The following is a 22,344-nucleotide window of genomic DNA, read 5'->3' on the forward strand; positions in this document are numbered from 1 at the left end:
GCATCATCGTCCAAGGTAAGACTCGATCACCGCGTCGTCGCGCTTGACCTGGTCGAGCGTGCCTTGCGCGAGCACCGCGCCTTCGGCCATCACCGTCACGCGGCCGGTGTCGCCCGCGAGCGCCGCGACGAATTCCATGTCGTGCTCGACGACCATCATCGAGCAGGTGCCGCGCAACGTGTTCAGCAGCTCGGCGAGTTCCATCGTTTCGTGGTCGGTCATCCCGGCTGCGGGCTCGTCGAGCAGCAGCAGCGCGGGGCGCTGCATCAGCAGCATGCCGATCTCGAGCCGCTGCTTCTGCCCGTGCGACAGCTCGCCGGCCGCGCGAAACGCCTGGCTTTCGAGGCCGATCAGCGCGAGCGTCTCCTCGATCTTCGCCTGCGCGGCACGGTCGAGCCGGGCCCGCAGCGACGCGAGCCAGCCCTTGTCGGTCTGCATCGCGAGCTCGAGGTTCTCCCACACCGGATGCTGTTCGAACACGGTCGGCTTCTGGAACTTGCGGCCGATGCCCGCGCGTGCGATCTCGGGCTCGTTCATCCGCGCGAGGTCGATCGTCTGGCCGAGAAACACCTTGCCCGCGTCGGGACGTGTCTTGCCGGTGATCACGTCCATCATCGTCGTCTTGCCCGCGCCGTTCGGGCCGATCACGCAGCGCAGCTCGCCCGCGTCGATCGCGAGCGACAGCTTCTTCAGCGCGCGGAAGCCGTCGAAGCTCACCTCGATATCCTCGAGGTAGAGGATCGTGCCGTGCGACGTGTCGATGCCGGCCGGCACCACGCGCCCCATCGACGCGGTGCCGCTGACGGCCCGCCCTTCGTCCTCGGGCGGCGGCGTGAATTGGTAGAGGGCCGTTCCGTTCATGCGCGTTTCCCCTTCGCGAGCACGGTTTCGACGAGGCCCATGATCCCGCGCGGCAGCAGCAGCGGCACCAGCACGAAGATCAGGCCGAGGAAGAACAGCCAGTATTCGGCGAAGTAGGCGGTAAACAGGCTCTTCGCGCCGTTCACGGCGAACGCGCCGACGATCGGCCCGATCAGCGTGCCGCGTCCGCCCACCGCGACCCAGATCGCCATCTCGATCGAGTTGCCGGGCGACATCTCGCCGGGGTTGATGATGCCGACCTGCGGCACGTACAGCGCGCCCGCGATGCCGCACAGCACGGCCGACACGGTCCACACGAACAGCTTGTACGCGAGCGGGCTGTAGCCGAGGAACATCAGCCGCGTCTCGCCGTCGCGCACCGCAGTGACGACACGCCCGAGCTTGCTGGTGACGATCGCGCGCGCGGCGATGAACGCGAGCACGAGCGTGGCGAACGTCAGCAGCAACAGCACCGTGCGCGTGCCGGGCGACGTGATCGCGAAGCCCGCGATGCGCTTGAAGTCGGTGAAGCCGTTGTTGCCGCCGAAGCCCGTCTCGTTGCGATAGAACAGCAGCATCGCTGCGAACGTCATGGCCTGCGTGATGATCGACAGGTACACGCCCTTCACGCGCGAGCGGAACGTGAAGAAGCCGAACACCCACGCGAGCACGGCCGGCACGAGCACGACGAGCGCGAGCGCCCACGCGAGATGCTGCGTGCCGCTCCAGTACCACGGCAACTGGTGCCAGTCGAGGAACACCATGAAGTCGGGCAGGTCGCTGCCGTACTTGCCGTCGCGGCCGATCTCGCGCATCAGGTACATGCCGATCGCATAGCCGCCGAGCGCGAAGAACAGCCCATGACCGAGGCTCAGGATCCCGCAGTAGCCCCACACGAGATCGAGCGCGAGCGCGGCGATCGCGTAGCACATCAGCTTGCCGGTGAGCGTCATCGCGTACGCGGACAGATGGAACGCGCTCGACTCGGGCGCGACGAGCGCGGCGAGCGGCACGCCGATGCCGATCGCGACGCACAGCGCGATCAGCGCGAGCCACGCACGCCGCGACAACAGTGCGGGGCGGGGCGGCAGGCCGAGCGCGAAACCGTCTGCCGCGCGCGCGGCGGCAGCCGGCTGCGGCGAGTCGGCGGCCGGGTTCGACAGGGAGTGGGTGAATGAAGTCACGTCAAGCCTCCGCACTGCGGCCCTTCGGGGCGAACATGCCCTGCGGACGTTTCTGGATGAACAGCACGATCATCACGAGCACCGCGATCTTCGCGAGCACGGCGCCCCAGAACGGCTCGATCGCCTTGCTCGCGAGGCCGAGCCCGAAGCCGCCGAGCACGGTGCCGGCGATCTGCCCGACGCCGCCGAGCACGACCGCCATGAACGAATCGATGATGTAGTTCTGGCCGAGGTCGGGGCCCACGTTGCCGATCTGCGACAGCGCGCAGCCGCCGAGGCCCGCGATGCCCGCGCCGAACGCGAACGCATACGCGTCGACGCGCGCGGTCTTCACGCCGACGCACGCGGCCATCCGGCGGTTCTGCGTGACCGCGCGCACGAACAGGCCGAGCCGCGTCTTGGTCAGCACGGCCCACGCGACGAATACGACGGCGAGCGCGAAGGCGAGGATCGCGAGCCGGTTGTACGGCAGGATCAGGTTCTGCATCACGGTCACGCCGCCGCTCATCCACGACGGGTTCACGACCTGCACGTTCTGCGCGCCGAACAGCATCCGCGTCGCCTGGATCAGGATCAGGCTCACGCCGAAGGTGGCGAGCAGCGTCTCGAGCGGGCGGCCGTACAGGTGCCGCAGCACGAGCCGTTCGAGCACGATGCCGACGAGCGCGGCCGTCACGAAGGACACCGGCACCGCGACGAGCGGATACCAGTCGAACGCACCGGGCGCGTAGCGCTGGATCAGCGTTTGCACGACATAGGTTGCGTACGCACCGATCATCAGGAATTCGCCGTGCGCCATGTTGATCACGCCGATCAGCCCGTACGTGATCGCGAGGCCGAGCGCGGCGAGCAGCAGCACGCTGCCGAGCGACAGTCCCGCGAACAGCGTGCCGACGATCTCGCCGCGGCGCTGCAACGCGTGCAGCGTGTCGAGACCCTGCTGCGCGGCGTCGCGCACGCGCGCGTCGGGCTCCGCGTAGCTGCCGTCGGTGTTCTTCGCGACGAGCGGGCGCAACTGCTCGATCATGTCGAGGTCGTGGCGCGCGGCCACCACCTGCGCGGCTTCGAGGCGCTTCGCCGGATCGGTATCGTGCAGCGCGGCGATCGCCCACAACGCATCGAGGCGGCGCTTCAGCGCGGGATCGGTTTCCTTCGCACGCGCGCGGTCGATCATCGGCTTGAGCGCCGGGTCGGGCGATTTCAGCAACGCATCGATCGCGTCGCGGCGTGCGGCGACGTCGGGCGACGCGAGCGCGAGCCCCGACAGCGCGCCCGCGATCTTCGTGCGCAGCAGGTTGTTCAGCATCACGGGTTGCGCGTCGCCGGCCGGCGTCGCAGCCTGCGTGAGCGCGTCGTGCGCGGTGTCGCCGGTCTGGATCAGCAGGCGGCCGTCGCCGGTCGCGAGCGCGTCGCCGGTCGACAGCGCGTTGAGCAGCGCGACGGCGCGCGGATCGGCGTCGGCGGCGAGCCGTTCGATCGCGGCCGTCTTCGCGTCGAAATCGTCGCCGGCGAGCGCGGCGGTATCGGCGGCCGTCAACGCGAACGCGGCGTGCGGCAGCCCGCCCGCGAGGGCGGCGCACGCGACGAACGCGACGGCGGCTCGGCGAAAGCGTGTAGGCATCGGGAAATCCTGTCGGGCGTGGGAAAGCGGATGCGTGCGGCGATGCGCGGGCGCGTGCGGTTCATCACGGCAAGCGCGGCCCGCGCAGCGGGGGCGGCATCGGCGTGCGAGCAGTACGTCGCGCGTGACACGCGACGTACTGCGCTGCATCAGGCGAGCGCCGCGCGCTGCCGGCGCAGGAAGGCCGGGATCGACGTGACGATGTCCGGCTTGCCCTGGTTGCCCGCGATGAACGGGCTCCACGGTTGCGCGCGCACCGCGGTCTTGGTCTTCCACACCACGTTGAACTGCCCGTCGCCGCGAATTTCGCCGATCATCACCGGCTTGTGCAGGTGATGGTTGCCGTCCATCGCGAGCGTGAAGCCCGACGGCGCGGCGACGGTCTGGCCGATCATCGCGACGCGCACCTTGTCGACGTCGGTGCTCTTCGCCTTCTCGACGGCCTGCTTCCACATGTGGATGCCGACGTAGGTCGCTTCCATCGGGTCGTTGGTCACGCGCTTCGCGCCGCCCGGCAGGTTGTTCGCCTTCACCCACGCGGCGAACTGGTCCTTGAACTTCGTGTTGGTCGGGTTCTTCACCGACATGAAGTAGTTCCACGCGGCGAGGTGGCCGACGAGCGGCTTCGTGTCGATCCCGCGCAGCTCTTCCTCGCCGACCGAGAACGCGACGACCGGCACGTCGGTCGCCTTGATCCCCTGGTTGCCGAGCTCCTTGTAGAACGGCACGTTGGAGTCGCCGTTGATCGTCGAGATCACGGTCGTCTTGCCGCCTTGCGAGAAGTTCTTGATGTTCGCGACGATGGTCTGATAGTCGCTATGGCCGAACGGCGTGTAGACATCCTGAATATCCGCATCCTTCACGCCCTTCGATTTCAGGAACGCACGCAGGATCTTGTTGGTCGTGCGCGGATACACGTAGTCGGTGCCGAGCAGGAAGAAGCGCTTCGCGCCGCCGCCTTCCGCGCCCATCAGGTACTCGACGGCCGGGATCGCCTGCTGGTTCGGCGCGGCGCCCGTATAGAACACGTTGCGCGACATTTCCTCGCCTTCGTACTGCACCGGGTAGTAGAGGAGGCCGTTCAGTTCCTCGAACACCGGCAGCACCGACTTGCGCGACACCGACGTCCAGCAGCCGAACACGCACGCGACCTTGTCCTGCGTGAGCAGCTGGCGCGCCTTCTCCGCGAACAGCGGCCAGTTGGACGCGGGATCGACCACCACGGGCTCGAGCTGGCGGCCCATCACGCCGCCGCTCTTGTTGATGTCGGCGATCGTCATCAACGCGGTGTCCTTCAGCGACGTCTCCGAGATCGCCATCGTGCCCGACAGCGAGTGCAGGATGCCGACCTTGATCGGGCCGGTGCCCGCGTCAGCCGCGTGAGCGAACGGGCTCTTGCCCGCGAGCGCGAGTGCGCCGGCCATCGAACCGAACTTCAACAGACTGCGACGTTTCATCGGGATCCCCTTGTCGTGTTGGATATGCGTGCGCCGTGAAGGCGTCGGCCAACGAGTAACGCAAGGCATGTGCCAGTCGTGCGGATGCACGTCCGGCGTGCCTGCGCGGGACGATATGAGGCGTCGGGACGGTGCGGATGACGCGTCGTGCAGCATGCGCGGTCCGTCGCGGTGCAGGTTCACGGGCGCAAATGGTGCACGGTCGGGGTTCCGCGTTCCGGTGCCTGCACCTGCACGCGGTGCGGGAACCGTCGTGCACCACGACTTCACATCACGCGGGCAGGGCGAGGGCGCAGGGTGCCGTTGAAGTGATGAACCGGAGCGGAAAAGAGAAACGGGCACGCGATGCGTGCCCGTTCGGGGGATCAGTGCGGCCGGCGCCAGGGTGCCGATCGGCGACGCGGCGCGTGATGCGCCGCGGGCAGGATCAGTAGCGCGGCACGGCCGGATCGACGTCGCGCGACCACGCGTCGATCCCGCCTTGCAGGTTGTACAGCTTCGTGAAGCCGCGCGATTCGAGGAACATCGCGACCTGCGCGCTGCGCATCCCGTGATGGCACACGCAGACGATTTCCGCGTCGTCGTCGAGCTCTTCGCTGCGCGCGGGAATCTGCTGCATCGGGATCGATACGCTGCCGGCGATATGCGCGGTCGCGATTTCCCACGGTTCGCGCACGTCGAGCACGACCGGCGCGGGGCGCGCCTTGTCGCCGAGCCATTCCGCGAGCATCGCGGCCGTCAGGATCTGCATGGTGGCTCCGCCGCTCAGAACTTGAAGCGCGACGGCTCGATCGCGTTGACGAGGTGGTCGATGTACGTTTCGAACACGTCGGCGACGCGGTACTGCTTGTCGTCGATGCGCGTGATGATCTGCGCCTTCATCACCGGACGGCCGCCGACGAATGCCGCGAGGCGGCCGCCGACCTTCAGCTGCTCGAGCATTTCCTGCGGCACGACGGGCAGGCCGCCCGCGACGCAGATCACGTCATACGGCGCCTTGCCGGCCCAGCCGCGCGAACCGTCGCCGAGGACGACTTCCGCGTTGGTCACGCCGTCGTTGCGCAGGTTGTCTTCCGCGAACTTCGCGTTGGTCGGGTCGATTTCGACGGCCGTCACGTGCTGCGCGCGGTGCGCGAACAGCGCGGCCAGGTAGCCCGAGCCGGCGCCGATCACGAGCACGTTCTCGTGCTTCTTGACCGTCAGCTCCTGCAGCACGCGCGCTTCGACGCGCGGGAACAGCATCTTGCCGCCACCCGGCAGCGGCAGCTCGAGGTCGGCGAACGCGAGATCGCGGTATTCGGCCTGAACGTAGTTTTCACGCTTGACGATCGACAGCAGGCCCAGGACGTCGAGATCCAGCACGTCCCACGGCCGGATCTGTTGTTCGATCATGTTGAAACGCGCGTTTTCGATATTCATGGTGTGGTCACGCAGCCTGATCGGCTATCAGCGGGGATAGAGAAACTTCGTGATTGTACCAAACGGGGCGGCCGCGAAGCCTTCAGGCGGCCTGCAACAGACCTTTACCCCTTGCTCTTCTTGATCTGCGCCTCGAACGCGAGGTCGAGCTTGCTCGCCTTGCGCGGTTTTTTGGGGCCGAATTCGTCGACGAACTTGACGAACTCGTCGAGCGGCAGCGGCTCGCAGCGTTTCTCGGCGGTGCCGCCGGAGCGGTCGACGAGATAAAACAGGCCGCCCGCCATTGCGACGGCCGCGAATTGCGGGTTGCCGGAGCGGGTCTTCAGGCGTTCGACCGCGTGGGTCGCTTTGGTGGTGCGCATCGTGCGGAATCTGGCGGGGCGTAAGCCCCACACTGTATCAAACCGGCCGCTCGCGTGCGGCCGGCCGGGCGCGTCGGGCTCAGACCGTGCGCGAGTAGCGCTGCTGCGGCGTCTGGCCGAGATACGCGTCGAATGCCATCGCGATGTTGCGCACGACCATCCGGCCGGCCGGATGGATCGTCAGGCGGTCGGCCGCGACCGTCAGCAGCCCGTCGCGTTCGAACGGGCGCAGCGCGTCGAGTTCGCGCGCGAAATGATCGGCGAAGCGGATGCCGTGCGCGGCCTCGACGTGCGAGAACGGCAGGTCGAGGTTGCACATCAGCTGCGTGATCACGTCGCGGCGCAGCCGGTCGTCGGGCGTGAGCCGCACGCCGCGCGCGATCGGCAGCCGGCCCGCGTCGAGCGCGGTGCCGTACGCGGGCAGGTCCTTCGCGTTCTGCGCGTAGACGTCGCCGACCTTGCCGATCGACGACACGCCGAACCCGACGAGGTCGGTATCCGCGCGCGTGCTGTAGCCCTGGAAATTGCGCTGCAGCGTGCCGTTCTTCTGCGCCCGCACGAGTTCGTCGGACGGCCGCGCGAAGTGGTCCATCCCGATATACACGTAGCCGGCCGACGTCAGCATGTCGATCGCGAGGCCGAGCAGCGCGATGCGCGTTTCCGGCGGCGGCAGCGTCGCGTCGTCGATCTGGCGCTGCATCTTGAACAGGTGCGGCATGTGCGCGTAGCCGAACACCGACAGCCGGTCGGGTGCGAGTTCGATGATCGTTTCCAGCGTGCGCGCGAACACGGACACGGTCTGGTGCGGCAGCCCGTAGATCAGGTCGACGCTCACCGAATGAAAGCCCGTCGTGCGCGCGGCGGAGAGCAGGTCGGCCGTCATCGCCAGCGGCTGGATGCGGTTGATCGCCCGCTGCACGACCGGATCGAAATCCTGCACGCCCAGGCTCAGCCGGTTGAAGCCGATGTTGCGCAGGTGGACGAGCGTCGCGGGCGTGACGGTGCGCGGGTCGATCTCGATCGAGAATTCGGCGTCGGCATCCGGCGCGAGCGCGAAATGCTCGCGGGTGGCCGCCATCAGCTCGGCCGTTTCGTCGTCCGACAGGAAGGTGGGCGTGCCGCCGCCCCAGTGCAATTGCGTGACCGGGCGCGCGGGATCGAACAGCGCGGCCTGCAGCGCCATCTCGCGCTTGAGCTGGTCGAGATACGGGCGCGCGCGGCGGTGGTTGTTGGTCGCGATCTTGTTGCAGCCGCAGTAGAAGCACGCGGTGTTGCAGAACGGGATGTGGAAGTACAGCGACAGCTCGCTCGACGATGCACCGGGGTCGGTTGCCGCGCGCACGTAGTCGGCCGGGTCGAAATCGTCGCGGAACTGCAGCGCGGTGGGGTACGACGTATAGCGCGGCCCGTTCGCGCCGTATTTCGCGAGCAAATCGGGACGGAACAGTGTGTCGGCAGAACCAGCATGCATGACGGTCTCGCGCTTTTTTAGATGCTTTCGAGTATATAAACGCGCGATTCGGCTGCATTGTGTAATAACGTCGCAGCCGGCGATGGCACAATGCGGGGTAGGGCTGCCGGCACCGCGTCCGGTTGCCGCACCGTTTTTTGTTGTTCGTTCGAGAGAGCCGCGTGTCCGTCGAATTGCCTGTCCGCCCGGCGTCAGCCGTCCCGCCGCCGCATGCGTGCCGCGAGGGCTGCGGCGCGTGCTGCATCGCGCCGTCGATTTCCAGCCCGATTCCGGGCATGCCGGACGGCAAGCCGGCCGGCGTGCGCTGCGTGCAGCTCGGCGACGATCTGCGCTGCCGGATCTTCGGCCGCCCCGAGCGGCCCGCGTGCTGTTCCGGGCTGCAGCCGGCCGCGGACATGTGCGGCGCGTCGCGCGACGACGCGCTCGCATGGCTCACGCGTCTCGAGGCCGCGACGCGGCCGTCGCAACCAGGAGAGTGTTCAGCATGACCGCACCTTGCGCGCCCGGCCGGCGCCGTTTTCTCGCCGCAACCGTCGGCGCCATCGGCGTGACGCTATCGCTCGCCGCGTGTGCGTCGACGTTCCCGTTCATCCCCGATCACTACACCTTCTCGCGCGGTGACGTGCAGAAAGCCGTCGCGCGCAAGTTCCCGTACCAGAAGACGGTCGCGCAGGTCGTCGACGTGTCGCTCGCGAACCCCGCCGTCAACCTGCTGCCCGACCAGAACCGCGTGGCCGTGCAGCTCGATGCGCACTTCGTGAGCCCGTTCCTGCGTGCGCCCGTCAGCGGCAAGTTCACCGTGTCGGGCCAGCTGGCGTACGACGCGCCGAGCCGCTCGGTCGTGCTGAAGTCGCCGGCCGTCGACAGCCTCGCGCTCGACGGCGACGCGCAGATGTACGCGCAGCAAGTCGGCGCGGCCGCCGGCCTGCTCGCGACGCAGTTGCTGACCAACTATCCGATCTACACGTTCAAGCCCGAACAGCTGCAATTTGCCGGGGTGAACTACGAACCCGGTACAATTACGATTCTTACAAACGGCATACGCGTGGCGATCGTCGAAAAATGACGACGCACCGCGCTCGGCCGGAGGGGGGCCGCGCGCGGAAGAGTGGCTCATTCATTCGACCATTTCGGAGTTGGGCCACGGATGGACTGGATCCTGATCTGCAAGGCTTTGATCCTCGGCGTCGTCGAGGGGCTGACGGAATTCCTGCCGGTGTCGAGCACCGGTCACCTGATCGTCGCGGGCAGCTTCCTGAATTTCAACGATTCACACGCGAAGACGTTCGACGTCGTGATCCAGTTCGGCGCGATCCTCGCGGTGTGCTGGGAATACCGGCAACGGATCGCGTCCATCGTGTCCGGGCTGCCGAGCCGGCCCGACGCGCGGCGCTTCACGCTGAACGTCGTGATCGCGACGATTCCCGCCATTGCGCTCGGCCTCCTGTTCGAGAAGAAGATCAAGGCCGTGCTGTTCTCGCCGGTCCCCGTTGCGTTCGCGCTCGTCGTGGGCGGCGCGATCATCCTGTGGGCCGAGGCGCGGCAGCGCGAACGCAGCGAGCCGCCGCGCGTGGTGTCGGTCGATGCGCTGACGCCGCTCGACGCGCTCAAGGTCGGCATCGCGCAGTGTTTTGCGCTGATCCCCGGCATGTCGCGCTCGGGCTCGACGATCATCGGCGGGATGCTGTTCGGCCTCGACCGGCGCGTCGCCACCGAATTCTCGTTCTTCCTCGCGATCCCGATCATCTTCGGCGCGACGCTCTATGAAACCGTCAAGGACTGGCAGGCGTTCACCGTCGACTCGCTCGGCCTGTTCGTGCTGGGCGCCGTCGCAGCATTCGTCAGCGCGTTCGTGTGCGTGCGCTGGCTGCTGCGCTATGTCGCGTCGCACGACTTCACCGTGTTCGCGTGGTACCGGATCGCGTTCGGGCTGTTCGTGCTGCTGGTCGGGTACAGCGGCTGGCTGAACTGGGCGTGACGCGAACACGAAGGCCGGCGCGTCTCGCATGAAAAGAAAAAGCCCGATCGGCATAGGCCGGTCGGGCTTTTTCTTGTCCGGAGCGGGGCGGCGTGCGCCGCCTCAGCGGGAGGGCTCAGCCTGCGCGCTTGCGGAACACCAGGTCCCACACGCCGTGGCCGAGCCGCAGCCCGCGCCGTTCGAACTTCGTCACCGGGCGGTAGTCGGGGCGGGGCGCGTAGCCGGCGGCCGTGTTTTCGAGCGTCGGCTCCGCGCCGAGCACGTCGAGCATCTGTTCCGCGTAGTTCTGCCAGTCGGTCGCGCAGTGAATGTACGCGCCGGGCTTCAGGCGCGACGCCAGATGCGCGACGAGCGGCGGCTGGATCAGCCGGCGCTTGTGGTGGCGCGCCTTGTGCCACGGGTCGGGGAAGAAGATATGCACGCCGTCGAGGCTTTCCGGCGCGAGCATGTGCTCGAGCACTTCGACCGCGTCGTGCTGGATGATGCGGATGTTCGACAGATCCTGCTCGCCGATCAGCTTCAGCAGCGCGCCGACGCCCGGCTCGTGCACCTCGACGCCGAGGAAGTCGTCGCCGGGGCGGTTCGCGGCGATTTCCGCGGTCGATGCGCCCATGCCGAAGCCGATCTCGAGGATGCGGGGTGCGGTGCGGCCGAACACGACGTCCCAGTCGGGCAGTTCCGGCGCATACGGCACCACGAAGCGCGGGCCGAGCTCGTCCATCGCGCGGCGCTGGCCGGTCGACACGCGGCCGGCGCGCGTCACGAAGCTGCGGATGCGGCGGTGGTGCAGCGGATTGACTGCGTCGGCGCCTTCGGCGGCTTCATCGGGAATGGCGTCGTCGTGCGGCGGCAGGCCGGCTTCGTTCGGATCGTCGTGCATCATCGGTGACAGAGAAAGGCTCGGTTGCGGGCGAGGGCCCGTTGCGCGCAGCAGTGCGCCGGGGGAACCGGCACATGGTACAAAAAAGCCGCCTTCGACGAGGCGGCTCATGCGCAGGCTGCGATGCAGCCGGAAAGTGGAGCGGGCGATGGGAATCGAACCCACGTCATCAGCTTGGGAAGCTGAGGTAATGGCCATTATACGACGCCCGCAGAACGCGCAATTCTACAGGGGTTTGGGTGGGGATGGCAAGGGGGAGGTTTGGGGCGGTGGCGCTGGCTTGGGTGAGCGGGGTGCGAGGCCGGGAAACTCCCGGCTTCAGCAGGGTTGGCGCGGTCGGTGACAATTGCGTTCCGATCGCTTCAATCGGCCGGTGCCCAAGCGGCCAAGACGAACAGGGCTTGCGGCGGGATAGCCGGAATAAATCGGGAGGTGTGCATGGCCCGCCTGAGAAAGACAATGGCATCGCTCCGGATCATAGGTGACGATCTCGTGCCGAGCGAAATCACGCGACTGCTCGGTTGCGCTCCAACTGATGCGCATGCGAAGGGAGAAGCGCTCGTTAGCAGGAAGACCGGACAACGCCGCATTGCCAGATTCGGGAAGTGGTCGCTGAGGGCGGCGTCACGTGAACCGGGAAATCTTGATGCCCAGATTGCAGAGTTGGTCACCGCAATGACCGACGACCTCAACGTGTGGCTGGCAATCACGACTCGCTACAAGGCCGATATATTTTGCGGCCTCTTCATGGGCCGATGGAACGATGGCGATTCGATTTCGGCTGCATCTCTGCTCGCATTAGGATCGAGGGGCATTAGTCTCGATCTCGACATGTATGGACCTGTCGAAGACGAGTCTTCCGATATGGCTCCGGAGACGTCTCATGCGTAATGAATGACCGTTCGCACGAAGGAGCGACATGAATCCGAGGCGTGTTCATTCGCTGGTTCTCAAGCACTATCCGCAGATCGATCTCGTCAAGTGCGAATGGATACACCTCTTTCGGCATGGCGTCGTCGATCGCGACTTACTGCGAAAAATGCTCTCCACGATCGGGGCCGATGATTTCGTCATCCACGTCCACCCGAAGGTCGGCGATTTCTTGCCGATGGAGCCAGCGCTCGATTTCATAGCCGAGAACGTCGGGAACGGCTATATCCGGATCGCGGGTCGTGCCTTCACCGGATTTGTCTTCATCGTAAACAACGGTGTCGCGGCAACCTGGCCGCGATGCCTGACGCGTAGCCAGATCGATCTGCCTGAGAACCGAAAATGAACCGCCCACTGTCAGCTTTCGAGATGTCGCTTGCTCGCTGGATGCTGGTGCATGGCGAACCGGAGGCGCAAGCGTTTCTTGAGCAACTCGCGGAAGCCGAGGTCATGCCATGGCGCTGTCCATGTGGTTGCGCGAGCAGCTTTCATCGACTGCATCCTGCTACTTCTCGAAGACATTCCGGGAGTCAAGGCAGGTAACGTGGAGGAGAGGCTTATCGAATTGGCGTAGGCGATTTACATTGGCCTCCCGCTCGAATCCAGCGACTTCCACTCCCGCGCCGCCGCTCGATCAAGCAGCGGTAGCCGACGCAGACAAACAATCGACGGAAAAACAGAACCCACGATGCTGAATACCCTCACCATGACCTCCGAGCAGGAGCTGGATGCGCGCGCCAAAGCGTTTTACCTGCTCAAGAAATGGACAAGCGTTACGTTCCTGGATCATGCCGTTGATCTGTTCAGGGATTTTCTTCACGCGTATGCCAGGCAATTGGACACACCGAGTCCCAACCAGGCGGAATTGGAGGCTGCGTATGACTGCGATTTCCTGAATGCGTTGGTGAGGATGGGGCAAGGCGTGGCGACTTTGCGGCAAGGTGCCGACAAGCGATCGGCTTACGATGCGCTCATCAGCGGTAGCGAGAAGGGCGGCGAGCTTTTGTTCGGGCGGAGTGCGCACGAGATCGGTCGAACCTACGCCCCGTTTTTTCACGCGCTTGGCGTGAGGGATGCGAGATATTCGGATTTCGAATATGCAACGGGGTATGCGGAAGGGGCGTGGATTGAAGAGTTGAGCTGTCTGGCGCTCAAGTGTACGGTCGGATTCGGTTATACCGGGATGCTTGCATACGGAACGCGCGAGGATGGCGGAACCCGCGTTTTCGAGCACTGGACCTATGAATCCATGTTCGAAAATGCGCCCCTTCCGGCTTGGCGGTATTGGCCGCCCGGTCGCAGCTATCCCGCAACGCTTCCGCCCTGTCCGCCGAAGAACGAATCGGCAAGCGGCGAGATTTACAGCGATCAGGAGATTCCGGTCGAGGGTATCTGGGAGCCATGGTTGCCGTCCGGCAAGGTGGGCTGTCCGAGCTACTTCCTCGGAGGCAGTGTTGCCCACAAGTACCTGCTGGAAGGGGCCAACAACGAAGAGGTGGTGCGCTGGCGGCTGTTGTGGGAAGACAAGCGTTACCGGGACGGCAGCATTCCGGCGGAGGAGGAAACTTACCTCCCCAAGCCCGTCGCACAACCGAGGCTACGGGTGCTGCCCGGCGAGCCTTGCCCGCGCACCGGTTACTGGCAAAGCCCGGCGGTGAAGGATTCGGTTCATGTCGAGGCCGGAGCGCCCATGCCGGGGCCGCAGCGCACAGCGTGGGGGATGGTCATTTGGCATTATGCCGATCCTCAACCGGACAATTGAATAACTGCCGAAGCGGCGCACCCGCTCGCAGGCCGGTGTCGAAAATAGACGAGTCCGCGTCGGACGCATACAAGTCCCCACGGCGCTTTCGAACTAACGTGACAGGCCTCTTACACGATCGTTAGTCTGGAGCCGACATGTCCGATTTCATCACCGTTCTGCGCGAAACCTGCCCGACCCCCGTCCTCGACGCGACCAAGTGGAAGCGCATCGGCGGCGATCCGCACACCGTGAACCTGAACGCCTACCTCTCGAAGGACGGCAGCAAGATCATGGGTACCTGGATCTGCACGCCGGGCAAGTTCGAGGTGAACTACGAAAAATGGGAGTACTGCCACTTTCTCGACGGCTACTGCATCATCACGCCGGAAGGCGAGAAGGCGGTGCACCTGAAGGCCGGCGACGTGTTCGTGATCGAACCCGGCATGAAAGGCACGTGGGAAGTGGTGGAAACGGTGCGCAAGTACTTCGTCTTTGCCTGAGCGGGCCGGTCGATTCGATCGACGCATCCCTGCGTCGCCGGATCCCTTCCCGGTTCCCGGAGCCGGGAGGGCAGGCGGAGGATTCCGGCTCAATAGAACGCGTTCCGGTTTGGAAACAGCTCGCCGAGCGTGGTCGCGTTTCTTTCAGTGAGGCTGAGCAGGCGCACATATCAAGCGTCGTTCCCGAAACGGTCGGAAGTGCCGAGCGTGCCGATTGCATGGCCTGACGTCGCGCCCGGTGCCGCCACCGGAAACCCATTGCCACCCGCCCGCGCCATTGCGCGGCGCCGGTGTTAATCTTTCGCCCATCCCCGCTGCCGCCCCCGACCCCAAAGGCCTCCCATGGAAAGCTGGACGATCGGCATCCTGCTCGGCATGACCACGATCCTCGTGCACACCGCGGCGATGGTCGGCCTGGCGGTCGTCGCGCGCCGGCTTCGCGAAGCGCTCGACGTGCGCCGCGACGACATTCACCAACAACTGCGCCAGGTGACGGGCATCATCGCGCTGATCTGCATCGCGCTCGGGCTGCTGCATACGCTGGAGGCGATCGCGTGGGGCGCGACGCTCGTGCAGGTCGGTGCGATCGGTTCCTTCAGCGACGCGCTGTTCTTCTCGATCGACGCGATGTCGACGCGCGGTGCGTCAGGCATCGTGCCCGCCGCGAACTGGCGAATGCTCGGCGCGATCGAATCGTCGTGCGGCGTGCTGCTGTTCGGGATGTCGACCGCGTTCATCTTCGCCGTGATCCAGGCCGACTTCTCGGCGATCACGCAGCGGCTGCAGCACGATCGTCCGCCCCGGTAGCGCACGCCTGCAGCCTGCGGCGACAGCGCCTATGATGCAGCGGTCCGCCCACTGTTACGGCCGCATCGCGTACGTCGTTTGCCAGCGCGTCGGCTGCCACCTTCGGAACCCCGACCATGCGCATCACCGCGATCCACGAACGAGCGATTCCCGTGTCCCGCTATGCCGATCCGGCGATCCCGTCCGGGGGCCTGACGACGAGCGTTGTCGCGGTCACCACCGACGTCGTGCGCGATGGCCGCCCCGTGACAGGCTACGGCTACGCGTCGATCGGTCGTTTCGCGCAGGGCGGCCTGATTCGCGAACGGTTCGCACCGCGCCTGCTGGCCGCCGCCGACTCACTCGCCGACGAAGCCGGCACGAACCTCGAGCCGTTCCGTGCATGGCGCGCGATGATGGCCGGCGAGAAGCCCGGTGGTCACGGAGAACGATGCGTCGCAGTCGGCACGCTCGACATGGCGATCTGGGATGCCGCCGCGAAGATCGCCGACCTGCCGCTCCATCGCTTTCTCGCCAACCGACTTGAACGCACGGCGGCACCACGCGTGCGTGTGTACGCGGGCGGCGGCTACCGCTATCCGCATGACGATCTCGCGCGTCTGTCGGACGAAATACGCCGTATCGCCGATCTCGGCTACACGCACGCGAAGATCAAGATCGGCGGCGCGGATCTCGATCAGGACCGCAGGCGCATCGAAGCGGCCGCAAGGCAATTGGCGGACAGTTCGCACCTCGCGGTCGACGCGATGAACACGTACGACGCGACGACCGTCGACGCGGCCGCCGCGATGCTCGCACCGTTCGATCTCTGGTGGTTCGAGGACATCTGCGATCCGCTCGACCTGCCGCTCCAGGCGGACATCGCCACGCGCTATGCACCGCCGATCGCGGCCGGCGAGGCGCTGTTCTCGCTCGCGGAAGCGAAGCTGCTCGACCGCTACGGCGGCCTGCGCCCCGAGCGCGACGTGCTCGTATTCGATCCGGTGCATGGCTACGGGCTGCCGGGCTATCTGCAGATCGTCGAACACTTCGCATCGCGCGGCTGGCGGCGCGATGCGTTCTGGCCGCACGGCGGCCACCTGTTTTCGCTGCACGTCGTCGCGGCGCTCGGGCTCGGCGGTGCGGAAGTCAGCCCGTTCGCGTTCCATCCGTTCAGCGGACTGGCCGATGGCGCAAGCGTCGACGCCGGATACGCACGCGTGCCGCAAGCGCCGGGCATCGGCTTCGAGCTGCATGCCGGCGCGCACGACGTGTTTCGCACGTTATCGGGCCGCTGACGCCCGCAGCGCATCGATCGCGAAACGCACCGCGAAGCCCAGCATCATCACCGCGACGAAGCAATCGAGCATGCGCCATGCGAGCGTGCGGGCGAACCACGCGCGGCATGCGCGGGCGCCATACGCAAGCATCAGGAACCACGCGAGCGAAGCCGTCATCGCGCCGATCGCAAACGGCGCGCGCGCCGCGGGCGTGTGGCTCACGATCACGGTGCCGAGCAGCAGTACGGTGTCGATCCATGCATACGGATTGAGCAGCGAGACGGCGGCGGTCGCGAGCACCGTGCGCGAGCGCGTGGGTTCGCGGCCCGTGCGTGGACCGTCGACGTGCTCCGGCTGTCGTCGCCGGATCGCCGAGCGCAGCGCGAGCAGGCCATAGCCGGCGAGATACGCGATGCCGGCCCACAGCGCGGCCGACACCACGCCAGGATGTCGCAACAGCAACGACGACAACCCGTGCGCGCCGAGCGCGATCAGCAGCGCGTCGCTGCCTGCACAGACGAGGGCGATGGAAAGCAGATGGGGGCTCGAGATCGAGCGCTTGATGACGAAAGCGTCCTTGGGGCCGACGGACGTGAACAGTCCGGCGCCAAGCAGCAGGCCTTCGAGGAAGGCAGAGGTGTCGAGCACGAGCGGGCCGACAACCTCTTAAGCTGAACCGGTGATGGTTACGATGCGAGCAACGTTAAGGGGCGCCGGGGGAGGTTGTCAATGCCCCCGGCGCCCGTGTGCCGTCAACCGGCGGCGGTCACGATCAGTGCGTAGCCGCTTCCCCGAGATTGAGCGCGACCAGCGCACAGACGGTCAGCGCGATGCCGGCGAGCTTCAGCGACGACACCGATTCATTGAAGCAGACGATACCGATCACGGCCGTGGCCGCGGTGCTGGCGGCGGCCCAGCTCGCATAGGCCAGCCCCAGTTCGAGGCGCTTCGTCGCGAGCGCCATCAGCCAGACCGCGCATGCGTAACAGACGACGGTGAGTGCGGAGGGGAGCGGGCGGGAAAATCCGGCGGAGTATTTCAGTCCGACGGAGCCGAGCACTTCGGCGAAAACACTGGCGCCCAGCAGAAGCCAGGCAGACTGGAGCGGGGACACGAACGGCCTCCTTCCCCCGACGCTTATACCGAGCGGCGAGGAGAAGTGAGGGTGTCAGCGGTACCCAGGATGGACTGAGTTTAGTACGCGCGCCTTGGCAGCACAAGGAAGGCACAAGACACGCGGCGCCCCGGTCACGCACCGTCGGCCTGCCCGGTTGCCCACTCCGGCCGCTGCCCGAGCGCATCGAACAGCCGGACGATCTCCGCTTTCACCTTCTGCACCGCGTTGCTGACGAGCGCCGTATCGTGCCAGCACAGCGACAGGTCGCGCGCGAACAGTCGGTGCGCGACCGTCGACAGCTTGAGCTTGCGCTCCTCGATCTCGACGTGCGCGGCCGTCCACGGCAGGATCGTCACGCCGAGCTGCGCCATCACGGCCGCGAACAGCAGCCCGGTCGAGCTCGCCTCGAAGCTGATCTCGTATGACAGCCCGGCCTCGCGCATCGCCCAGTCGACGCGGTTGCGGATCGTGTTCGGCGCGCTCGGCAGCACGAGCGGCATCCGCGCGATCGCGTCGAGCGGCACGGGATCGTCCGGCACCGGGAACCCGGGCCACGTGATCAAGTACAGCGTTTCCGTCAGCAGCCGGTGGACCGCGATGCCGCGCGTGTCGACCGCGTCGACGACGATCGCGAGATCGAGCCGCGTGCGTTCGAGCAGCGTGTCGAGATCGGCGCTCGGCGCCTCGATCAGCTCCAGCATGATGCCGGGGTAGCGGTCGCGCACCGCGCGGGCGAGCGGAATGGCCAGCACGCGCGCGGTGCTCGACGGCATGCCGACCGTCACGCGGCCCTGCGGCGTGTCGGCATCGCGGCGCAGCAGCTCGCGCGTGCCGTCGGCCTGGCGCAGCAGCTCGAGCGCGTGCTGGTACAGCGTGCGGCCGGCGGCGGTCGGCGCGACGCCGCGCACGCTGCGTTCGAGCAGCTGCATCCCCAGATCCTGTTCGAGATTGCGCATTTGCTGGCTGACCGCCGGCTGCGCGACATGCAGCGCCTCGCTCGCATGCGTGACGTTGCCGCATTCGACGACCTTCACGAAATAGCGCAACTGCCTCAAGTCCATCGTCGCCCCTCCCGATTCGAGCCATAAGCGAATCCGATCGAGCAAGATGAATATCATATTTTTCCCCGATCGATGGTGTTTCTATACTCGTCTCACAAAAGAGCCAGCCTCCCGGCCATCCCGGACCGGACGCGGCAAAAGCGCCGGCCCCGCCGGCAAGGAGACGAAGATGTTCAAGGCGATCGACGCGCCGGCGGCCGGCGCGAAGCCGCGGCGCACGCCGCTCACGCGCGAGCAGGTCAAGGGTTTCTGGGCCGTGTATGCGGGCTGGGTGCTCGACGGCGTGGATTCGGTGATCTACGCGCTGGTGCTGATTCCGGCGCTGACCGAGCTGCTGCCGGCATCCGGCATTGCGGCGACGCCCGCGAATCTCGGGATGTACGGCTCGATCCTGTTCGCGCTGTTCCTGATCGGCTGGGGGCTGTCGTTCGTCTGGGGGCCGCTCGCCGACCGCTTCGGCCGTGTGCGCACGCTCGCCGCAAGCATCCTGATCTACTCGGTGTTCACCGGCGCGGCCGCGTTCGTGCACGACGTGTGGGCGCTGGCCGCGTGCCGGCTGATCGCCGGGATCGGCGTCGGCGGCGAGTGGGCGCTCGCGGGCACCTACGTTGCCGAGAGCTGGCCGGAAGACCGCCGCAAGATGGGCGCAGGCTATCTGCAGACGGGCTACTACTTCGGCTTCTTCATCGCGGCGTGCCTGAATTACACGATCGGTGCGACCTACGGCTGGCGCGCGATGTTCCTGTGCGGCCTCGCGCCCGCGCTGCTCGCGGTGTTCACCGTGATGCGCGTGAAGGAGCCCGGCCAGTGGCGCCGGCATGACGCACGCGACGGCGACGTGGCCGACGCACGACGCGCCCATCCGCTGCGCGAGATCTTCGCGCCGGCCTTCCTGCGCCGCACGGTGACGAGCGCGAGCCTCGTCGGCGTCGCGATCGTCGGGCTGTGGGCCGGCTCCGTGTACGAGGCGAGCGCGGTCAGCACGCTGGCGGCGCGTGCGGGTATCGACCACATCGGCGCGATGCGGCTTGCATCGATCGGCGCGGCGATCCTGTCGTGCGCGACGATCGCCGGCTGCCTGGTGGCGCCCTGGCTGTCCGAGCGGCTCGGCCGGCGCACCGCGCTCGGCGTGTATTTCGCGGGCATGGCCGCATCGATCGTGTTCGCGTTCGGCTGGGCGTTCTACCAGCCGAACGGCCTCGCGGCGTTCATGGTGTCGCTGGTGTTCCTCGGTTTCTTCGGCGGTAATTTCGCGATTTTCTCGCTGTGGCTGCCCGAGCAGTACCCGACGCGCGTACGGGCCACCGCGTTCGCGTTCAACGCGTCGGTCGGCCGCTTCATCGGCGCGGGCGTGAATTTCCTGCTCGGCGCCGCGATACACGGCTACGGCTCGCTCGGCGTGCCGGTTGCATGGACCGCGGCCGTGTTCGGGCTCGGCATCCTGATCCTGCCGTTCGCGGTCGAAACGCGTCACCAGACGCTGCCCGAATGAGCGGCGCGCCGCGAACGCTCGGCATCTAGCCACACCCCCTCATCAATATCAGGAGTCCGGAATGCAGGCATTACAAGGAATCAGGGTCGTCGATCTGAGCCGCGCGCTGTCGGGGCCGTTCTGCTCGATGGTGCTCGCCGATCTCGGCGCCGACGTGATCAAGGTCGAGTCGGGGCCGCACGGCGACATGAGCCGCGCATGGGGGCCGTTCGATCGCGGCGTGAGCACGTACTACCTGTCCTGCAACCGCAACAAGCGCGGCATCTGCGTGGATTTCCGGCAGCCGGCCGGCCTCGACGTCGTGCGTCGGTTGATCGCGCAGGCCGACGTCGTGATCGAGAATTTCAAGGCGGGCACGATGGACGCGATGGGGCTCGGCTATGCCGCGTTGAGTGCGCGCGATCCGCGGCTCGTGATGGGCAGCGTCACCGCGTTCGGCCCGCGCGGCCCGTTGCGTGACTGGCCGGGCTTCGACCAGATCGCGCAGGGCTATGCGGGGCTGATGAGCCTCACCGGTTTTCCCGACGGCGAGCCGACCCGCACGGGCACCGCGATCGGCGATCTCAGCTCGGGGATGTGGGTTGCGACCGGCGTGATGGCCGCGCTCTACGAGCGTGAGCGCACCGGGCGCGGGCAGCATGTCGGCACGTCGCTGCTCGAAAGCCTCGTGTCGCTGCTGAGCGTGCACGGGCAACGCTACCTGAGCCTCGGCGACGTGCCGCGCCGCACCGGCAACGCGCATGCGGTGATCGCGCCGTATGGCGTGTTCGAGACGGCCGACGGGCCGCTCAACCTCGCGCCGATCACGACCGACATGTGGCTGCGGCTGTGCCAGCTGCTGGACCTGCCCGAGCTGCCGAGCGATCCGCGCTTCGCGACCAACGATGCGCGCGTCGCGCACCGCGACGCACTGAAAGCGTTGCTCGAAAGCCGGCTGCGCACGCGCGGCAAGCGCGAATGGACGCAGCGTTTCGTCGACGCCGGGCTGCCGGCCGGGCCGATCAATACGCTCGACGAAGTGTTCGACGATCCGCAGCTCGCCCATTGCGGGCTGGTCGAGCCGGTCGCGCATCCGACGCTCGGCACGCTGCGCCAGGTCGTCACGCCGCTCGGCGGGATGGGCGACGAGGCGCCGGCGCCGCGCACGCGCCATGCGCCGCCGCTGCTCGGCGAGCATACGGTCGACGTGCTGCGCGAAGCGGGCTACGGCAACGACGCGATCGACGCGCTGCTGGCCGAGCGCGCGATCTTCCAGGCGGAAGCGCTGGCGGAGGCCGTGCAATGAGCGACACGACGAAACACGAAGGGGCGTCGAACGTGACGGTCGACAGGGTCGGCGAGCGGATCGCGCGCGTGCGGTTCGCGAATCCGGCGCGACGGCATGCGCTCGACGCACCGTTGCTCGATGCGCTCGTCGCGCGCCTCGACGCGCTGGCCGAACATCGTCCGCCGCCGGTCGTGATCCTGTCGAACGATGGCAGCGGCGACGTGTGGAGCGCGGGGCACGACCTGCGCGAACTGGCCGACGATCGCGACCCGCTCGCCTACGGCAAGCCGCTCGAACGGGCGCTGCGGCGCGTGCGGACCTATCCGGGCGCGGTGATCGCGGCGGTGTCGGGTTCGGCGTGGGGCGGGGCGGTCGATCTCGTGATGAGCTGCGACCTGGTGGTCGCGGCGCGCGACGCGCGTTTCGCGATGACGCCCGCGAACATCGGCCTGCCGTATTCGACGAGCGGCCTGCTGCGCTTCTACGACAACCTGCCGATCCACGTGCTGAAGGAGATGTTCTTCTGCGCGCAGCCGCTCGATGCGGAGCGCGCCGCGCATCACGGGCTCGTGAACCGGCTGGCCGACGCGGGCGGCGTCGACGATGCGGCGCTCGACATCGCGCGCACGATCGCCGCGAAGGCGCCGCTCGCGGTGTACGCGGTGAAGGAGCAATTGCGTGTGCTGCAGGACGCGCGGCCGTTGCCGGCCGATGCGTTCGAACGGATTGCCGAGCTTCGCCGGCAAGCGTGCGAAGGCGCGGATTTCGACGAAGGGCTGCGTGCGTTTTCGGAACGCCGCGCGCCGGTGTTTCGTGGCGTCTAGGCGATGGGGTGTGCGAGCGGGGCGCGCAAGCGGTGAAAAGCGTGCGGACGTGCTCGTGTAGTTGTGCCGGTAGCGGTTGCGTCATGCGCGGCCGCCGTCGCGTGCCGCGT

At 67.0% G+C, this 22,344-nt stretch carries 24 protein-coding genes and 1 tRNA gene; 12 read left to right on the top strand and 13 right to left on the bottom strand.

The genetic code is table 11. The annotated features are described in order from the left end of the window. Positions 1-3 precede the first annotated feature (3 nt). The 8 genes from urtD to hemN form a co-directional block, all read right to left on the bottom strand. Positions 4-861: an urea ABC transporter ATP-binding protein UrtD gene (gene urtD / locus CFB41_RS04365; RefSeq protein WP_089455735.1), complete on the bottom strand. Its 858-nt coding sequence runs from the start codon at positions 859-861 to the stop codon at positions 4-6. After that, the gene (urtC, locus tag CFB41_RS04370) at positions 858-2,045 is read right to left on the bottom strand and encodes an urea ABC transporter permease subunit UrtC (protein WP_089455736.1); all 1,188 of its coding nucleotides are present in this window, start codon (positions 2,043-2,045) and stop codon (positions 858-860) included. Before urtC ends, urtD begins: the two co-directional genes overlap by 4 nt. 1 nt (position 2,046) lies before the next feature. Further along, a complete protein-coding gene (gene urtB, locus CFB41_RS04375) occupies positions 2,047-3,666 on the bottom strand; it encodes an urea ABC transporter permease subunit UrtB (protein ID WP_089455737.1) in 1,620 nt (539 codons plus the stop codon). Between the two features lie 149 nt (positions 3,667-3,815). Then, positions 3,816-5,123 carry an urea ABC transporter substrate-binding protein gene (gene urtA, locus CFB41_RS04380; RefSeq protein WP_089455738.1) on the bottom strand — a complete coding sequence of 436 codons (1,308 nt, stop codon included), beginning with the start codon at positions 5,121-5,123 and terminating at the stop codon, positions 3,816-3,818. Between the two features lie 427 nt (positions 5,124-5,550). Continuing rightward, positions 5,551-5,874, bottom strand: coding sequence for a rhodanese-like domain-containing protein (locus CFB41_RS04385; protein ID WP_089455739.1), 324 nt, complete (start codon positions 5,872-5,874; stop codon positions 5,551-5,553). Between the two features lie 14 nt (positions 5,875-5,888). Continuing rightward, positions 5,889-6,542: a protein-L-isoaspartate O-methyltransferase gene (locus CFB41_RS04390; RefSeq protein WP_039367744.1), complete on the bottom strand. Its 654-nt coding sequence runs from the start codon at positions 6,540-6,542 to the stop codon at positions 5,889-5,891. A gap of 104 nt (positions 6,543-6,646) precedes the next feature. Continuing rightward, entirely contained in the window at positions 6,647-6,904 is a 258-nt protein-coding gene (locus CFB41_RS04395) for a hypothetical protein (protein ID WP_006488573.1), read from the bottom strand. Positions 6,905-6,983: 79 nt separating this feature from the next. Beyond that, positions 6,984-8,375 carry an oxygen-independent coproporphyrinogen III oxidase gene (gene hemN / locus CFB41_RS04400; RefSeq protein ID WP_089455740.1) on the bottom strand — a complete coding sequence of 464 codons (1,392 nt, stop codon included), beginning with the start codon at positions 8,373-8,375 and terminating at the stop codon, positions 6,984-6,986. A 161-nt stretch (positions 8,376-8,536) separates the two neighbouring features. Between hemN and CFB41_RS04405 the strand changes: the two genes are divergently transcribed. The 3 genes from CFB41_RS04405 (at position 8,537) to CFB41_RS04415 (ending at position 10,353) form a co-directional block, all read left to right on the top strand. Continuing rightward, entirely contained in the window at positions 8,537-8,863 is a 327-nt protein-coding gene (locus CFB41_RS04405; RefSeq protein ID WP_242808683.1) for a YkgJ family cysteine cluster protein, read from the top strand. Beyond that, positions 8,860-9,441 carry a DUF1439 domain-containing protein gene (locus CFB41_RS04410; protein ID WP_011351198.1) on the top strand — a complete coding sequence of 194 codons (582 nt, stop codon included), beginning with the start codon at positions 8,860-8,862 and terminating at the stop codon, positions 9,439-9,441. The genes CFB41_RS04405 and CFB41_RS04410 overlap by 4 nt, the downstream gene beginning before the upstream one ends. Positions 9,442-9,522: 81 nt before the next feature. Continuing rightward, positions 9,523-10,353, top strand: a complete 831-nt coding sequence (locus CFB41_RS04415) for an undecaprenyl-diphosphate phosphatase (RefSeq protein WP_039367732.1) — start codon at positions 9,523-9,525, stop codon at positions 10,351-10,353. Between the two features lie 115 nt (positions 10,354-10,468). Here the strand turns inward: CFB41_RS04415 and trmB are convergent, their stop codons facing one another. Beyond that, on the bottom strand, positions 10,469-11,236 hold the full coding sequence (gene trmB / locus CFB41_RS04420) for a tRNA (guanosine(46)-N7)-methyltransferase TrmB (RefSeq protein ID WP_089455741.1): 768 nt from the start codon (positions 11,234-11,236) through the stop codon (positions 10,469-10,471). 134 nt (positions 11,237-11,370) lie between these two features. After that, a tRNA-Gly gene (locus tag CFB41_RS04425) sits at positions 11,371-11,445 on the bottom strand. Between the two features lie 226 nt (positions 11,446-11,671). Here CFB41_RS04425 and CFB41_RS04430 point away from each other — a divergent pair. The 6 genes from CFB41_RS04430 (at position 11,672) to CFB41_RS04455 (ending at position 16,491) form a co-directional block, all read left to right on the top strand. Further along, a complete protein-coding gene (locus CFB41_RS04430; RefSeq protein ID WP_089455742.1) occupies positions 11,672-12,124 on the top strand; it encodes a DUF4279 domain-containing protein in 453 nt (150 codons plus the stop codon). A 28-nt stretch (positions 12,125-12,152) separates the two neighbouring features. Further along, the gene (locus tag CFB41_RS04435) at positions 12,153-12,509 is read left to right on the top strand and encodes a hypothetical protein (protein ID WP_089455743.1); all 357 of its coding nucleotides are present in this window, start codon (positions 12,153-12,155) and stop codon (positions 12,507-12,509) included. A 342-nt stretch (positions 12,510-12,851) separates the two neighbouring features. Next, positions 12,852-13,925 carry an Imm72 family immunity protein gene (locus CFB41_RS04440; protein ID WP_089455744.1) on the top strand — a complete coding sequence of 358 codons (1,074 nt, stop codon included), beginning with the start codon at positions 12,852-12,854 and terminating at the stop codon, positions 13,923-13,925. A 137-nt stretch (positions 13,926-14,062) separates the two neighbouring features. Further along, on the top strand, positions 14,063-14,407 hold the full coding sequence (locus CFB41_RS04445) for a cupin domain-containing protein (protein ID WP_089439410.1): 345 nt from the start codon (positions 14,063-14,065) through the stop codon (positions 14,405-14,407). A 342-nt stretch (positions 14,408-14,749) separates the two neighbouring features. Next, complete coding sequence (locus CFB41_RS04450; RefSeq protein ID WP_089430721.1) at positions 14,750-15,214, top strand: hypothetical protein; 465 nt, start codon at positions 14,750-14,752, stop codon at positions 15,212-15,214. A 116-nt stretch (positions 15,215-15,330) separates the two neighbouring features. Then, the gene (locus CFB41_RS04455) at positions 15,331-16,491 is read left to right on the top strand and encodes a mandelate racemase/muconate lactonizing enzyme family protein (RefSeq protein WP_089455745.1); all 1,161 of its coding nucleotides are present in this window, start codon (positions 15,331-15,333) and stop codon (positions 16,489-16,491) included. Here CFB41_RS04455 and CFB41_RS04460 read toward each other — a convergent pair. The 3 genes from CFB41_RS04460 to CFB41_RS04470 all read right to left on the bottom strand — a co-directional run bounded on the left by CFB41_RS04460 (position 16,477) and on the right by CFB41_RS04470 (position 18,651). Next, positions 16,477-17,121: a LysE/ArgO family amino acid transporter gene (locus tag CFB41_RS04460; RefSeq protein ID WP_089455746.1), complete on the bottom strand. Its 645-nt coding sequence runs from the start codon at positions 17,119-17,121 to the stop codon at positions 16,477-16,479. The two genes, CFB41_RS04455 and CFB41_RS04460, sit on opposite strands and share 15 nt — an antisense overlap. 124 nt (positions 17,122-17,245) lie before the next feature. Continuing rightward, the gene (locus CFB41_RS04465) at positions 17,246-17,587 is read right to left on the bottom strand and encodes a multidrug efflux SMR transporter (RefSeq protein WP_089455747.1); all 342 of its coding nucleotides are present in this window, start codon (positions 17,585-17,587) and stop codon (positions 17,246-17,248) included. A 134-nt stretch (positions 17,588-17,721) separates the two neighbouring features. Next, entirely contained in the window at positions 17,722-18,651 is a 930-nt protein-coding gene (locus CFB41_RS04470; RefSeq protein ID WP_089455748.1) for a LysR substrate-binding domain-containing protein, read from the bottom strand. A gap of 169 nt (positions 18,652-18,820) precedes the next feature. On the opposite strand from CFB41_RS04470, the gene CFB41_RS04475 reads away from it, so the two are divergent. The 3 genes from CFB41_RS04475 (at position 18,821) to scpB (ending at position 22,234) form a co-directional block, all read left to right on the top strand. Continuing rightward, positions 18,821-20,143, top strand: coding sequence for an MFS transporter (locus CFB41_RS04475; RefSeq protein ID WP_089455749.1), 1,323 nt, complete (start codon positions 18,821-18,823; stop codon positions 20,141-20,143). A gap of 61 nt (positions 20,144-20,204) precedes the next feature. Then, positions 20,205-21,428, top strand: coding sequence for a CaiB/BaiF CoA-transferase family protein (locus CFB41_RS04480; RefSeq protein WP_089455750.1), 1,224 nt, complete (start codon positions 20,205-20,207; stop codon positions 21,426-21,428). Continuing rightward, positions 21,425-22,234: a methylmalonyl-CoA decarboxylase gene (gene scpB / locus CFB41_RS04485; protein ID WP_089455751.1), complete on the top strand. Its 810-nt coding sequence runs from the start codon at positions 21,425-21,427 to the stop codon at positions 22,232-22,234. The genes CFB41_RS04480 and scpB overlap by 4 nt, the downstream gene beginning before the upstream one ends. The last annotated feature ends 110 nt before the right edge of the window (positions 22,235-22,344 follow it).

Origin of the sequence: Burkholderia sp. AU33803 (genome assembly GCF_002223095.1) — a bacterium.
Classification (GTDB): domain Bacteria; phylum Pseudomonadota; class Gammaproteobacteria; order Burkholderiales; family Burkholderiaceae; genus Burkholderia.

What these genes read in the sequence shown, in the direction of transcription:
- CFB41_RS04385 (WP_089455739.1), bottom strand. Translation starts at nt 5,874, where the DNA reads ATGCAGATCCTGACGGCCGCGATGCTCGCGGAATGGCTCGGCGACAAG.
- urtD (WP_089455735.1), bottom strand. Translation starts at nt 861, where the DNA reads ATGAACGGAACGGCCCTCTACCAATTCACGCCGCCGCCCGAGGACGAA.
- scpB (WP_089455751.1), top strand. Translation starts at nt 21,425, where the DNA reads ATGAGCGACACGACGAAACACGAAGGGGCGTCGAACGTGACGGTCGAC.
- urtA (WP_089455738.1), bottom strand. Translation starts at nt 5,123, where the DNA reads ATGAAACGTCGCAGTCTGTTGAAGTTCGGTTCGATGGCCGGCGCACTC.
- CFB41_RS04450 (WP_089430721.1), top strand. Translation starts at nt 14,750, where the DNA reads ATGGAAAGCTGGACGATCGGCATCCTGCTCGGCATGACCACGATCCTC.
- CFB41_RS04390 (WP_039367744.1), bottom strand. Translation starts at nt 6,542, where the DNA reads ATGAATATCGAAAACGCGCGTTTCAACATGATCGAACAACAGATCCGG.
- CFB41_RS04440 (WP_089455744.1), top strand. Translation starts at nt 12,852, where the DNA reads ATGCTGAATACCCTCACCATGACCTCCGAGCAGGAGCTGGATGCGCGC.
- CFB41_RS04435 (WP_089455743.1), top strand. Translation starts at nt 12,153, where the DNA reads ATGAATCCGAGGCGTGTTCATTCGCTGGTTCTCAAGCACTATCCGCAG.
- CFB41_RS04455 (WP_089455745.1), top strand. Translation starts at nt 15,331, where the DNA reads ATGCGCATCACCGCGATCCACGAACGAGCGATTCCCGTGTCCCGCTAT.
- hemN (WP_089455740.1), bottom strand. Translation starts at nt 8,375, where the DNA reads ATGCATGCTGGTTCTGCCGACACACTGTTCCGTCCCGATTTGCTCGCG.
- CFB41_RS04475 (WP_089455749.1), top strand. Translation starts at nt 18,821, where the DNA reads ATGTTCAAGGCGATCGACGCGCCGGCGGCCGGCGCGAAGCCGCGGCGC.
- CFB41_RS04395 (WP_006488573.1), bottom strand. Translation starts at nt 6,904, where the DNA reads ATGCGCACCACCAAAGCGACCCACGCGGTCGAACGCCTGAAGACCCGC.
- CFB41_RS04430 (WP_089455742.1), top strand. Translation starts at nt 11,672, where the DNA reads ATGGCCCGCCTGAGAAAGACAATGGCATCGCTCCGGATCATAGGTGAC.
- urtB (WP_089455737.1), bottom strand. Translation starts at nt 3,666, where the DNA reads ATGCCTACACGCTTTCGCCGAGCCGCCGTCGCGTTCGTCGCGTGCGCC.
- CFB41_RS04480 (WP_089455750.1), top strand. Translation starts at nt 20,205, where the DNA reads ATGCAGGCATTACAAGGAATCAGGGTCGTCGATCTGAGCCGCGCGCTG.
- CFB41_RS04445 (WP_089439410.1), top strand. Translation starts at nt 14,063, where the DNA reads ATGTCCGATTTCATCACCGTTCTGCGCGAAACCTGCCCGACCCCCGTC.
- CFB41_RS04470 (WP_089455748.1), bottom strand. Translation starts at nt 18,651, where the DNA reads ATGGACTTGAGGCAGTTGCGCTATTTCGTGAAGGTCGTCGAATGCGGC.
- trmB (WP_089455741.1), bottom strand. Translation starts at nt 11,236, where the DNA reads ATGATGCACGACGATCCGAACGAAGCCGGCCTGCCGCCGCACGACGAC.
- CFB41_RS04410 (WP_011351198.1), top strand. Translation starts at nt 8,860, where the DNA reads ATGACCGCACCTTGCGCGCCCGGCCGGCGCCGTTTTCTCGCCGCAACC.
- CFB41_RS04415 (WP_039367732.1), top strand. Translation starts at nt 9,523, where the DNA reads ATGGACTGGATCCTGATCTGCAAGGCTTTGATCCTCGGCGTCGTCGAG.